Genomic DNA, 12,223 nt, shown 5'->3' with positions numbered 1-12,223 from the left:
TCAGAGAGCCAGCCAGGCGATCAGGGCGACCAGGACGACGGCGACCACGACACCGCCGATGATCAGCGGGGTCTTCGAGGCCGTCGCCGGCTCCTGCGGGGTGCTGTGAGTGAAGGCCCGGAACGCTTCGGTGTTGCCGCTCGGGTCGACGCTGTTGTCAGACATGGCCAAGACCATAGCGAAACGATGCCCGCCCAGCCGCCCCGGCCGAGCCTCTTAGCAGGACAAACACGATGCGTACGGCGATTTCACCCGATCGTGGGAGGGTCAGAGTCAGCCGCCCTTCGTCCCCGCGCCACCTCGTCCACGACCGATGATCGCGACGAATCGCTACCGGTCGCCCTTTCGGTGGATCGTGATTAGTTGATCTTCCAGGTACGGTTCGCGCGGTCGTCGGTTCGCTGCCATCCGCGGGGAGAAGATCAGTGCGTACGAGGAAGTTGCCGGTGGTCATTCTGGCCGCCGGTGTGGCCGTGGCGGTGGGCGTCACCATCCCGGCCCTGGCCGATTCGAGTCAGGCTCTGCCGATCAAGTCGGTGGGCGATGTCGTCGTGGACGGCGTGCATCAGCGCGTTTTCGTCAGCGACCCGGTCGGCGGCAAGGTCGTCTCCGCCACGTACGACGGCAAGGTCATCGCCACTTCCGAGATGAAGAGGCCCGGCGCGCTCGCGCTCTCCACCGACTCGAAGAAGCTGTACGCCGTGTCCGACCCCGACGACGGCGGTGCTACCGAAGTCGCACAGGTCGTCGCCCTCGACCCCAGCACGATGGCCGGGACCGACGTCCATTACACGGGCGTCATCGGCACCCCGGACCTGGCCGTGGTCGCCGGCAAGCTCTGGTTCGCCCGCGAGGACGGTTTCGGCGCGATCGATCCCGCGGTTCCCGCATCGAGTGCCGAGGTGAAGCCGGTCGACGGCGGCATCGGCCGCCAGCCCCGGCTCGCCTTTTCCGCCGCGGCCCCGAACCTGTTGGCGGTCGCGTCGTCGACGGGTCTCACGACTTACGACGTCTCCGGCGAGACGGTCAGGTCGATCGCGACCGTAGCGACCACCGGCGAGATTGCCGACATCAAGTTCTCCCCCGACGGCGAGACCATCGCCACCGTGGCACTGGGCGAATCCGCCGTCACGCTGCGGAACATCGCGAACCTGGCCACGAAGAAGACCCTGGCCATCGAGGCGAATGCGCGGGCCGTCGACATCGCGCTCGACGGTACGGTCGCCGGGGGCAGCGCGGCCGCCGGCCGGCCCGATCTGCACATCTTCTCGGCGAGCGGCGTCAAGGTCCGGCCCTACGACCTGCCCGCCTCCGATGAGCTGCAGCCCCGCACGGTCGCCTGGGAACCGAACGGCTCCCGGCTCTTCGCGGTTTCGAAGAGCACCGACGGCGCGTATACGCTGCGGACTTTCACCGAACCGCGCAAGACGATGCCCACGCTCGCCGTGACCGGCCCGGCGACAGCGCCCCGGGCCAAGCTGCTGACTCTCACCGGCACGTTGAAGTCGACTGTGCCGCTGCACACCGGCACGCCGGTGGCGGTCACCCGGCTCGACCTGACCAAGCCGGCCGGCACCGTCCTGATGACCCGCAAGATCGACGCCGGCGGCAAGTTCACGATCACCGACACTCCGTCGACCGGCGGCGCGGTCACCTATCGGCTGACCTATCGCGGCGGCCCCAACCACGCGGCCGTCACCTTGAACAAGGTGGTCCAGGTGTCCCGCGTCATGCCGGTGCTGACCCTGAACCAGCACAACAAGATCTTCAACCAGGGCGTCACGGGCACGTTCACCGCACACCTCGGCTCGACGTACACGGGACGTACGGTCGAGATCTGGGCCGACCCGTACGGCACCGACCAGGCCCCGCGCCTGCTCAAGCGAGGCACGGTGAACAGTAAGGGCGACCTGTCGGCGAGCGTGCGCCTGACCCGCAACACCAGCGTGACGGCCAAGTTCCCGGGCGACGCCCGCTACGCGACCCGGATCGTCAAATCGGTGGCGCTGGTCAGGGTGAACCTCTCGCTCACCCAGTCCAACGCCTACCGCACAGCCAAGATCGATGGCCTCAACTACCTGCACTACCGCATCAAGACGCCGGCGATGTTCTTCACCAGCCTGACCCCGTCGCCCAACCGGAGGGCGTCCCTCGAGATCCAGACCTACACGAGCGGCGCTTGGCGCTACTTCGACTCCACGCTGGTCCCGGCGGGCAACGCCACCAACATCTTCGACGGCTCCGACGACATCGGCCGCAAACTCCGGATCCGTGCCCGCTACGACCCGCCGTCCCGCTCCGGCGACGCCTTCAACTACCCGGCTGCCACCCCCTACATGTACTTCATTTTCACCCGATAGACCGCGACGGCATGCCTGCTGCTGGGCGTCCGCCGTACTTTCCGAGGACGTGCCCCGGCTGCCGCACATCGGCAGCTGGGGCGCCGCCGACCGGCACCCGCCGTCCCTGGCGACAGATGCCCGCAGTCGTTGGCCGCGGCTGCCACATGCCAGCAGCCGATCCACCGTCCGGGCGGAACGCACGCTGCCGGCCTGTGCCGCCGCGCAAAGGCCGAAGCACAATGGGTCGGGTGCGTCGCCCTCTCCTCATCCCTGTTCTCGCCGTTGTGGCGTTGTCGGCCTCGCTCGCCGCCTGCACGAGCGAGCCGACGCCCGCCCCGACGGCGACGCTGCGGCCCACGGCAACCGTGCCCGCCGCGCCACCATCCGCCGCTGCTCCACCCGCCGCTGCTTCCAGCTCGGGCGCCGCGCGGCTTCCGGGCGCTGCGCCTTCGCAGGCATTCGCCGTGGAAACCCGCACACTCCGCCTGCAGCGAGGCGCCGACCGCCTCCTGCCCACCACGGTGTGGCAGCCGACGGGCGACGGCTCGTTCCCTCTGATCCTGTTCAGCCACGGCCTCGGCGGACGACCATCCGACTACCGCGAACTGCTGACCAGTTGGGCCCGTGCCGGTTTTGTCGTCGCCGCGCCGGCCTACCCGCACACCTCGGCCTCGGCCACCGACTTCAACGTGCTCGACGTGATCAACCAACCCGCCGACGCCAGCTACGTGATCACCCGCACCTTGGCCGAACTGGGCGTCACCATCGACAAGACTCGGATCGCCGCCGCCGGTCATTCCGCGGGCGGAGTGACCACGATCGGCCTCTTCAGCGGCACCCGCGACGAGCGGCTCCGCGCCGGCGTGGTCCTGGCCGGTCGGCAGATCCTGCCTCAGCCGTTCATCGGCCCCGAGGCACCCCTGCTCTTCGTGCACGGCCGCCAGGACAACACAGTCGAGTACTCCGACGGCCAGGCCGCCTACAGCGCCGTCCAGTGGCCCAAGGCCTTCTTGTCGGTCACCAACGGCGGCCACATCGCCTCCGGCCGCTCCCTGGACGTGATCGCCACCACCAGCACCGACTTCTGGCGCTGGGCCCTCTACGGCGACCAGGCCGCCCGTAACCGCCTGAAGCCCGACGCCACCCGCGGCGGACTGGCCACCCTGCAGGACAACCTCGGCTGACCCGCCCCAGCCGGGCCACCACGCGTGACGGCCTTGGCCGGCCCAGCCGGGCCGCCCGCGTGCGTCGGCGTCGCAGCCGGGGCCCGCTCACCGAGTCAGTGCAGGAAGTCGATCGCCACCTTGCCGAAGATCTCGCCCGACTCGAGGCGTGCGAAGGCGTCGGCGATGGCGCTGAAGCCGTAGGTGGAGTCGATGACCGGGCGCACGTCCTTCTCGACCAGGAAGTCGAGCAGGGCGGCCAGCTCGGGGACGGTGCCCATCGAGCTGCCGAGCACGTCGAGCCGCATCGCGAACAGGCGGCGCAGGTCGACGGTGGCGAGGTGGCCGCCGGTCGCGCCGCACACCACGATGCGGGCGCCCGGGGCGCTGCACTTCATCGAGTGGTCGAAGGTGGGCGCGCCCACCGACTCGATGACGACATCCACCCGCTCGGGGAGCCGGACCCCCGGCTCGACCGCCGTCGCGCCCAGTTCGGCGATCCGCTCCCGCTTGCCCGGGTCGCGGCTGGTGGCGTAAACCCGCTTGCCCATCGCGACCGCGAGCGCGACCGCGGCCGTGGCCACCCCGCCGCCGGCCCCTTGCACCAGCACCGACGAGGCGTACTCGACCCGGCCGCGCGTGGTCAGCATGTGGAAGGCGGTCAGCCAGGCCGTGGGCAGGCAGGCCGCGTCGAGGAACGAGAGGCCGGCCGGCTTCGGAATGAGATTTTCCGGCGGTACGGACACCCGCTCGGCCAGCGTGCCGGGAAACCGCTCGGACAGCAGCGACAACCCGCGCGGGTCGGTCTCGTCGGCCACCACGGGGTAGACGACGACTTCGTTACCGTCCTGGTCGACACCGGCGGCGTCGCAGCCGAGCACCATCGGCAACCGGTCGGCGCGCAGTCCCACGCCGCGCAGCGACCAGATGTCGTGCTGGTTGAGCGAACCGGCCCGCACGTCGACCGTCACCCAGCCCTCGGGCGGCGTGGTCTCGGGCAGGTCGGCCACGCGCAAGGCGGAGCGGGGATCGGTCATGTCAGCTGCTATGGCGTAGGCGGCGCGCATAGCCACAGACCATAGTGGCCACTGACGATCACCCGCCGGTTTTCCACAATCGCGCGTTGTCCACAGGCCATCGACACGATCAAGCGCCGCTGCGCGAAAATGACCAGCGGGGGCTCCCCCAGGGAGGGTGGGCTCCGTTTGGGCCAGCTCTGCTTGGGCCAGCCGGACACAGACCGGCCCGGTTGCGCGATGCACCCCGGGCCGGTCGAGCAAGCAGATTTAGCTGGGCAGCGCCGCCGAGCGCTGGGCCGGGGCGACCGGCGCCGAGCGGCGGGCCACTCCGTCGGCCTCGGCTGCGGCGGCCACCGCGGCGGCGACGGCCGGGGCGACGCGCGGGTCGAGGGGCGACGGCACGATCGCGTCGGGGGTCAGCTCGTCCGAGACCACGTCGGCGATCGCGTCGGCCGCGGCCACCTTCATGCGCTCGGTGATCGTGGTCGCCCGGACGTCGAGGGCCCCGCGGAAGATGCCGGGGAAGGCCAGCACGTTGTTGATCTGGTTGGGGAAGTCGCTGCGGCCGGTGGCCACGATCGCCGCGTACTTGTGGGCGATCGAGGGGTGCACCTCGGGGGTCGGGTTGGCCATCGCGAAGATGATGCCGCCGGGGGCCATGCCGGCCACCGCGCTCTCGTCGATCTGGCCGCCGGACACGCCGACCAGCACGTCGGCGCCGATCAGGGCCTCCGCGACTCCCCCCGTACGACCGGAGAAGTTGGTCGTCGCCGCCAGTTCCGCCTTGGTCGGGGTGAGGTCGCCCCGGCCGGCGTGGATGATGCCGCGCGAGTCGCAGACGATGACGTTGGCGCCGTCGACCCCGGCCGCGACGAGCATCTGGGTGATCGCGACACCGGCCGCGCCGGCCCCGCTGATGACCACGCGCAGGTCGCCCAGTCGGCGGCCGAGCAGCTTGGCCGCGTTGCGCAGGGCGGCCAGGGTGACCACCGCGGTGCCGTGCTGGTCGTCGTGGAAGACGGGGATGTCGAGTTCGGCGTCGAGCCGGCGCTCGATCTCGAAGCAGCGCGGGGCGCTGATGTCCTCGAGGTTGATGCCGCCGAACGACGGCGCCATCGCCTTGACCGCGGCGACGATGCCCTCGACGTCCTGGGTGTTAAGGCAGATCGGGATGGAGTCGACGCCGCCGAACTGCTTGAACAGGATCGACTTGCCCTCCATGACCGGCATGGCGGCCTTGGGACCGATGTTGCCCAGCCCGAGCACGGCCGAACCGTCGGTGACCACGGCGACGGTGTTGGCCGTCCACGTGTAGTCGGAGTAGAGCGACTCGTCGTCGGCGATGGCCTCGCAGACCCGGGCGACACCCGGGGTGTAGGCCAGGGAGAGGTGGTCGCGGCTGGCCAGCGGCACGGTCAGGCTGATCTCCATCTTGCCGCGTTTGTGCAGGTCGAAGACGGGATCGGCGGCCAGGGCGGGATCGAGCTCGAAACTGAAGTAGGACATGCGGGGGCTCCAACCGGCATCGGGACGTGGGGTCGGCGAGGCGGTCGCGACGGCGAGTAGGGCGCCGGACCGGAACGCGATGCGGGGATCACCCGGGAAACAGCAACCGCGAAGCGCGAGTGTGCGCCGCGGTGCTGCGACCCTAACCTAGCCGACCGAGCCGCGGGTAGTAGCGGAATAACACCGGGCCGATGACATCCGCCACCCCGTACGCGCGGCTGTCGTCCTCGATCAGCTGGTTGTCGCCCTGTAGCCACCACCCGCCGTCCTGGGGCCTTACCGTGCGCTTCACAACCAGCAGGTCGGGCCGCGTACGGAACCGGGCGACCACCACGTCCCCCGCGCGCACCCGGCCGCCCCGGCGCACCAGCAGGGCGTCGCCGTCGCGCAGGGTCGGCACCATGGACGGCCCTCGGACGACTACTGCAAACAGTGGTAGTTGCCATCTCACGGCATCAGTCCTCCGTCGCTTTACCGCAGGGTTGTAAGGGGTAGTGTCAACCACGGATCATCGCAAACTCGTATGGAGGAGTCCTGATGCGACTTCCGCGTTTCCTCACGCCTACCACCGTGGTCAGCGCCCACTGCGACCTGCCTTGCGGCGTCTACGACCCGGCGCAGGCCCGGATCGAGGCCGAGTCGGTCAAGGCCATTCAGGAGAAGTACCAGGCGAACACCGACCCTGAGTTCCGCACTCGCGCCATCATCATCAAGGAGCAGCGGGCCGAGCTGGTCAAGCACCACCTGTGGGTGCTGTGGACCGACTACTTCAAGCCCCCGCACTTCGAGAAGTACCCCAACCTGCACCAGCTGTTCAACGAGGCCACCAAGCTGGCCGGCGCCGCGGGCGCCAAGGGTTCGCTCGACCCGGCCGTCGGCGACCAGCTCCTCGGCAAGATCGAGGAGATCTCGAAGATCTTCTGGGAGACCAAGCAGGCCTGAGCAGGAACCAAGCACGGCCGGTACGCCCACCGGGCGTACCGGCCGTGTCTGTTCAGCGACTAAAGTCTCCCGCGGCAGGAGGAGGAACGGTGACTCAGGTGACGGACAGACATCCGGACCCGGCTATCGGCGACGACGTCGTGATGCTGACCGTGCCCGCCGACGGCGGCTATCTGGGGGTCCTCCGCACGGCGACGGCCGGTCTGGCGGCGCGGCTGCACTTCGCCCTCGACGAGATCGAAGACCTGCGTATCGCGGTCGACGAGGCCTGCGCGATGCTGCTGGCGATCGCGACCCGCGGCGCCGAGCTCGACTGCCGGTTCGCGGTGACCGAGGACGCTCTGACCGTCGAGGTCACCGTGACGACCGTACGGGGCGCGAAGTTGCCGGCCGAGTCGTCCTTCGCGTGGAAGGTGCTGACGGCCCTCACCACCTCGGCCGCGGCCGAGGCCACCGGGCAGCGCGCCACGATCCGCCTCGTGACCAGGCGCACCGGGGCCTAGAACCGCCTCAGTGCAACACCGCGGCGATGTAGTCGAGATGCTGCGCCGCGGCCCGGGTCGCCGACTCCGCGTCCCGCATGATCAGGCAGTCCAGGATCAGCCGGTGGTCGGCGTCGATCTGGCGCCAGTAGCCGGGCGGCAGGTTCTCGATGATGTCCTCGCCGAAACTCGCGTGGTAGAGCGGGCGCACCACCAGCTCGAAGAGCGGGTTCATCGTCGCCTTGGCCACAGCCGTGTGGAAGGCGGCGTGCGCGGCGAGCATCGTCTCGAGGTCGTCGACCGCGGGGTTGAAGAACGCGCCGCGCACCTCGGCCAGGTGCTCGTCGTCGCGGCGCACCGCGGCCAGGCCGGCCGCCGGCACCTCGAGCGCGCGGCGCAACTCGACCAGGTCGGTCAGACCCACGCCGGCCGAGTTCGACAGCAGCGTGAAACCCGTGGTGAGATCGTCAGCAAGCTGTTCGGCGTCGGGGTGGGCGACGAAGCTGCCCCCGGTGACGCCGCGGGTCGTGACGATCAGGTGCTGGCTGGCCAGCAGGCGCAAGGCCTCGCGCACGGTGCTGCGGCTGACGCCGGTTTTCACGCACAGCTCAGGCTCCGGCGGCAGACGCTCGCCGGGCTGAAGCCGTCCTGAGGTGATGTCCGCCCGTAACTCGTCGGCCAGCAGCTGGTACGCGGGCGGGCGCACCGTTGATCCGGTCACACCCTCAGGGTAGGCCCTGGTCCGCCGAATCAGGGCAATTAATCGATGCCTAACGCTCTCGTGCTGGGCGGGAGCACGATCAGCAGGCCCACGAGCACACCGAGCGCCATCAGCACGAGGCCCAGCCAGGACGGGCCGACCTGGAGCAGGAACCCACCGGCGGCGATGGTGAAGAGCTGCACGACGATGGCGGGGCCGCGGGCACCGCGCTGCCGACGGCCGAGGGCGCGCGCGACGAAGAAGACGGCCGCCACGCCGAGGGCAGCGAAGACGGTCAACGCCACGGCCATCCCGACGTTGACCGACGGCCTCGTCAGATCGAGGACGATGAGGTAAATCGTGAGGCCGGCCAGCGCGGCGCACTCCAGGTAGAGCAGTCGCACCGCCCACACCAGCGTCGAGGGCTTGTCAACGACTGACTTCTCACCGGTCACTCGTGCACCATACCGACAGTGTTTCGGGCGCCTCTTGGGTATTGTGCCGCGCATGCGAGCGTTACTGCTGGTCAACCCCAAGGCTACGACCACCAGCGAGCGCAGCCGAGACGTCCTGGTCAGGGCCCTGCGCAGCGCGGTCGAGCTGTCGGTGGAATACACGACCCGCCGCGGCCACGCGGCCACGCTGGCCCGCGCCGCGGCCGAGAGCGGGGTCGACGTGGTCGTCACCCTGGGCGGCGACGGCACGGTCAACGAGGCGGTGAACGGCCTGATGACCGCCGAGGCCGTGCTGAGCGGGCTGACCGGCCCCCGCTCCCAGGTGCTGCCGGCGCTCGCCGTGGTCCCCGGTGGATCGACCAACGTCTTCGCCCGCGCGCTGGGGCTGCCGCGCGACTGGGTCGAGGGCGTCAGCGTGATCCTCGAGGGTCTGCGCGACGGGCGGCACCGGGTGATCGGCCTGGGCCGCGCCGACGACCGCTACTTCACCTTCGCCGCCGGCATGGGCCTGGACGCGGCCGTGGTGCGCCGGGTCGAGCAGGCCCGCCTGCGGGGCCGCACCTCCACGCCGGGTCTCTACTTCCGCTCGATCGCCGGCCAGATCCTCGCCGGGGAGGACCGCAAGGCGCCGCCGTTGTCGATCGAGCGCCCCGGCGAGCCGGCCGAACCCGATCTGGGCACCGTCATCATTCAGAACACCGCTCCCTGGACCTATGTCGGCGACCGGGCGATCAATCCGAACCCGGGCGCGTCGTTCGACCGCGGCCTCGATGTGATGGCCCAGCGCGGCCTGGCCATCGGCGGCACCACGCGCACGCTGGCCCAGTTGGCGATGCGCAAGGGCGACCCACACGGCAAGCATGTGCTGCATCTGCACGACCAGGACGAGTTCACCGTCGTCGCTTCCCGGCCGCAGCCGTTCCAGCTGGACGGCGACTATCTGGGCGAGCGCCAGAAGGTGCACTTTGTGTCCGTTCCCGAAGCGCTACGTGTGATCTGCTGATCGACGGGTAGTCAACCTCACGATCCGTTACAGAAAGACGGTCAAAAGGTCGGCATCGGGGCGGAGACCGTACTACATTGATAGGAGCGTTGGTCAACCGGCTCTGGCGCATGCCTCAGAACCGGACATAGAGGGCGTGAGGCAGCTCACCCGGCCGGAGAAACTTCGGGCGCTACCCTTGACATCGCACGAGTTCGTGAAAGCATTCACAAGCGATAAGAAGTAACCGGTTGCTGGTTGCGCGCGTTTCTTATCCAGAAGCGCCGAGCAGCACCAGTAACACAAAAGCTTGCTACGCACGGCGAGCAGACGGGCACTCAGACGTCAGCCGCCATCGCGCACGCATAGGTAAAGCAGTAACGCGATTCATTACCCCAGCCAGAAACAAGGAGTGTTGCCGCCATGGACTGGCGTCACGATGCGATCTGCCGCGACGAGGACCCGGAGCTGTTCTTCCCGATCGGGACGTCCGGCCCCGCGCTCCTGCAGGTCGAGCAGGCCAAGGCCGTGTGCCGGCGGTGTCCCGTGACTTCGGACTGCCTTACCTGGGCACTCGAATCGGGACAGGACGCCGGCGTCTGGGGCGGGATGAGCGAAGACGAGCGGCGCGCAGTGAAGCGTCGCGGCGGCCTCCGGGTCGGCGCTCCTACCGCCTGAATCAATCCCCTCACAGCATTTGCGCCCCGGGCCGATCGGCACCGGGGCGTCTTGCTGTTTCCGCCCGATTACTGAGCGCGCCGAATCCTGAGAGCTTCCCGAGAGGTTCGCCGAACGCGCTAATGCGATCACGTTGGGTTTCATCGAGAATCCACGAAATGATCTCGAAATTGCGAGCCGCGACGAATGGTCCACATTCCCCTCACGGTCGGTCAGGCCTCTGCGGAGCGCGCCGGGCGCACGACGGTTGGTAACGGTGCGTCGCCAAACCCCACATCCGTACGCCGGGTGGGGGGAAACACGGTTCAGGCGGCAGCAGACAACGAGCGACCGGTCGCCGCCAGCACGCGGGACGCCACGAGCCGGACGAGTTCCGGGGCGTCGCCGAGCGGCTCGGCCGCGCAGACCGCGCCGGCCTCCCGGGCGGAGCGCACGGCCAGGTCGTACAGGAAGCCCGGAGCCAGGAAATAGGCGGCCAGACCGACCCTGGAAGCGCCCGAGGCCCGCAGGTGCCGCACAGCCGCCCCAGGGTCCGGCGGGGAGGCCGAGGCATAGGCGGCGATGCACGGGACGCTCAGGCGGGCACTGAGAGCGTCCGCGGCCCACATGATCGTTTCCCGGGCGGCCGCGTCCCGTGTGCCGGCCGCCGCCAGCACGACCGCGTCCAGCTCGGCGGCGGGCAGGCGGCGCAGCACTCCGTCGATCAGCGACTCGGACGGGCCCAGGACGTCGGCCAGCGTCACGTCGACCGGCAGCGAGGCCGCGTCGTCGAGGACCGCCGGGACGTCGACCTTGCCGTGATAGGCCGCCGTCAGCAGCAGCGGCACCAGCACCGCCCGGCGCCCCGGCAGGCCGGCCAGCACGTCGAGCGGGCGCGGGCCGGCATGGTCGAGGTACGACGCGTGCACGTCCCACGAGGGATGAGCACGGCGGACGGCCCGGGCCAGCGCCTCCGTGGCGGCCGCGGCCCGCGGGTCACGGCTGCCGTGAGCGACCAGGACGACGGCCGGGGCCGGAGCGAGGCGGGACCCCGGCGCCACCGGCGCTAGACGTGAAGGCCGCATTCGGTCTTCTCGAACATGGCCCAACGGCCCGCCCGCGGGTCCTCGCCCGCCTTCGTGCGCCGGGTGCACGGCCAGCAGCCGATCGAGCCGTACCCCTTCTTGAACAGCTCGTTGACCGGCACGTTCCACCGGGCGATGTAGCGGTCGACGTCGGCCTGGGTCCAGGCCGCGATCGGGTTGACCTTGACCTTGCCCTTCTTCGGGTCGAACGCCACCACCGGCGTGTTGGCCCGGGTCGGCGACTCGTCACGGCGCAGGCCGGTGGCCCACGAGTCGTAGTCGCTCAGCGCGCGCTCGAGCGGCTCGACCTTGCGCAGGAAGCAGCATTCGTCGGGGCTGCGGGCGAACAGCCGCGGCCCGTACTCGCCGTCCTGCTGGCCGACCGTCCGGCGGGGACGGATCGAGCGGACGTTCACGTCCATGGTGGCGGCCACGATGTCGCGCACCTTGAGCGTCTCGGGGAAGTGCAGACCGGTGTCGAGGAAGACCACGTCGACGCCCGGCGAGACCCGGGAGAAGAGGTGCGCGACCACCGCGTCGGCCATCGAGCTGGTGACGCAGAACCGGTCGCCGAAGGTGTCGGTCGCCCACTTGGCGATCACCTCGGCCGGGGCGCCCTCCAGCTCACGGCCGGCCTTGCGGGCCAGCGCCTCGAGGTCGTCGCGGGAACGGCGGGTCGGATCCTGGGTCACCGCGGCCGCGCCGCCGAGGTTGACCAGGTTGAGAGAAGTTGCGGCCACGACTGTCATCGGTTTACTCCCTTGGAAAGCAGCCCCATGAACTTGACCGTGAAAACGCGGGCGCAGGAGTGGCACTCCCACGCGCCGTGCGACGCCTCGTTGGGGAACAGGTCCTCTTCGCCGCAGTACGGGCAGTACAGCGGGGCGGAC

Annotated in this window: 14 protein-coding genes; 6 read left to right on the top strand and 8 right to left on the bottom strand. The window is 69.8% G+C overall.

Annotated features, from left to right (window positions below):
• Positions 1 to 165 carry a hypothetical protein gene (locus tag KXC43_RS10295; RefSeq protein ID WP_221375757.1) on the bottom strand — a complete coding sequence of 55 codons (165 nt, stop codon included), beginning with the start codon at positions 163 to 165 and terminating at the stop codon, positions 1 to 3.
• 260 nt (positions 166 to 425) lie between these two features.
• On the opposite strand from KXC43_RS10295, the gene KXC43_RS10290 reads away from it, so the two are divergent.
• Both KXC43_RS10290 and KXC43_RS10285 read left to right on the top strand, forming a co-directional pair.
• Positions 426 to 2,360, top strand: a complete 1,935-nt coding sequence (locus tag KXC43_RS10290; protein WP_221375756.1) for a WD40 repeat domain-containing protein — start codon at positions 426 to 428, stop codon at positions 2,358 to 2,360.
• Positions 2,361 to 2,590: 230 nt separating this feature from the next.
• A complete protein-coding gene (locus KXC43_RS10285) occupies positions 2,591 to 3,526 on the top strand; it encodes an alpha/beta hydrolase family protein (protein ID WP_438870867.1) in 936 nt (311 codons plus the stop codon).
• A 95-nt stretch (positions 3,527 to 3,621) separates the two neighbouring features.
• On the opposite strand, the gene KXC43_RS10280 is transcribed toward KXC43_RS10285, so the two are convergent.
• From KXC43_RS10280 to KXC43_RS10270, 3 genes are all read right to left on the bottom strand, one after another.
• Positions 3,622 to 4,572, bottom strand: coding sequence for a zinc-binding dehydrogenase (locus KXC43_RS10280; RefSeq protein ID WP_221375754.1), 951 nt, complete (start codon positions 4,570 to 4,572; stop codon positions 3,622 to 3,624).
• A gap of 219 nt (positions 4,573 to 4,791) precedes the next feature.
• Entirely contained in the window at positions 4,792 to 6,030 is a 1,239-nt protein-coding gene (locus tag KXC43_RS10275; RefSeq protein ID WP_221375753.1) for an NAD(P)-dependent malic enzyme, read from the bottom strand.
• A 142-nt stretch (positions 6,031 to 6,172) separates the two neighbouring features.
• Positions 6,173 to 6,481 carry a S26 family signal peptidase gene (locus KXC43_RS10270; protein WP_221375752.1) on the bottom strand — a complete coding sequence of 103 codons (309 nt, stop codon included), beginning with the start codon at positions 6,479 to 6,481 and terminating at the stop codon, positions 6,173 to 6,175.
• Positions 6,482 to 6,567: 86 nt separating this feature from the next.
• Here KXC43_RS10270 and sodN point away from each other — a divergent pair, with 86 nt between their 5' ends.
• A complete protein-coding gene (gene sodN / locus KXC43_RS10265; protein ID WP_221375751.1) occupies positions 6,568 to 6,972 on the top strand; it encodes a superoxide dismutase, Ni in 405 nt (134 codons plus the stop codon).
• A 143-nt stretch (positions 6,973 to 7,115) separates the two neighbouring features.
• Entirely contained in the window at positions 7,116 to 7,475 is a 360-nt protein-coding gene (locus KXC43_RS10260) for a trypco2 family protein (protein WP_221376011.1), read from the top strand.
• A gap of 7 nt (positions 7,476 to 7,482) precedes the next feature.
• Here KXC43_RS10260 and KXC43_RS10255 read toward each other — a convergent pair whose 3' ends face one another.
• The gene (locus KXC43_RS10255) at positions 7,483 to 8,175 is read right to left on the bottom strand and encodes a FadR/GntR family transcriptional regulator (protein ID WP_221375750.1); all 693 of its coding nucleotides are present in this window, start codon (positions 8,173 to 8,175) and stop codon (positions 7,483 to 7,485) included.
• Positions 8,176 to 8,213: 38 nt separating this feature from the next.
• Entirely contained in the window at positions 8,214 to 8,609 is a 396-nt protein-coding gene (locus KXC43_RS10250) for a hypothetical protein (protein ID WP_308129029.1), read from the bottom strand.
• Between the two features lie 52 nt (positions 8,610 to 8,661).
• On the opposite strand from KXC43_RS10250, the gene KXC43_RS10245 reads away from it, so the two are divergent.
• Both KXC43_RS10245 and KXC43_RS10240 read left to right on the top strand, forming a co-directional pair.
• Positions 8,662 to 9,612 (top strand): diacylglycerol/lipid kinase family protein, encoded by a 951-nt coding sequence (locus KXC43_RS10245; RefSeq protein ID WP_221375749.1) that lies wholly within the window; start codon positions 8,662 to 8,664, stop codon positions 9,610 to 9,612.
• Positions 9,613 to 10,014: 402 nt separating this feature from the next.
• Complete coding sequence (locus KXC43_RS10240) at positions 10,015 to 10,269, top strand: WhiB family transcriptional regulator (protein WP_221375748.1); 255 nt, start codon at positions 10,015 to 10,017, stop codon at positions 10,267 to 10,269.
• A 305-nt stretch (positions 10,270 to 10,574) separates the two neighbouring features.
• Here KXC43_RS10240 and KXC43_RS10235 read toward each other — a convergent pair whose 3' ends face one another.
• Together KXC43_RS10235 and KXC43_RS10230 are read right to left on the bottom strand one after the other, a co-directional pair.
• The gene (locus KXC43_RS10235) at positions 10,575 to 11,333 is read right to left on the bottom strand and encodes a sirohydrochlorin chelatase (RefSeq protein WP_221375747.1); all 759 of its coding nucleotides are present in this window, start codon (positions 11,331 to 11,333) and stop codon (positions 10,575 to 10,577) included.
• Positions 11,315 to 12,082 carry a phosphoadenylyl-sulfate reductase gene (locus KXC43_RS10230; RefSeq protein WP_221375746.1) on the bottom strand — a complete coding sequence of 256 codons (768 nt, stop codon included), beginning with the start codon at positions 12,080 to 12,082 and terminating at the stop codon, positions 11,315 to 11,317. The genes KXC43_RS10235 and KXC43_RS10230 overlap by 19 nt, the downstream gene beginning before the upstream one ends.
• Between the last annotated feature and the right edge of the window lie 141 nt (positions 12,083 to 12,223).

The sequence above is a fragment of the Paractinoplanes polyasparticus genome, assembly GCF_019710575.1.
Classification (GTDB): Bacteria; Actinomycetota; Actinomycetes; order Mycobacteriales; family Micromonosporaceae; genus Actinoplanes; species Actinoplanes polyasparticus.
The sequence above is the reverse complement of the archived record's forward strand: the minus strand, read 5'-3'. Positions and strand labels throughout refer to the sequence as shown.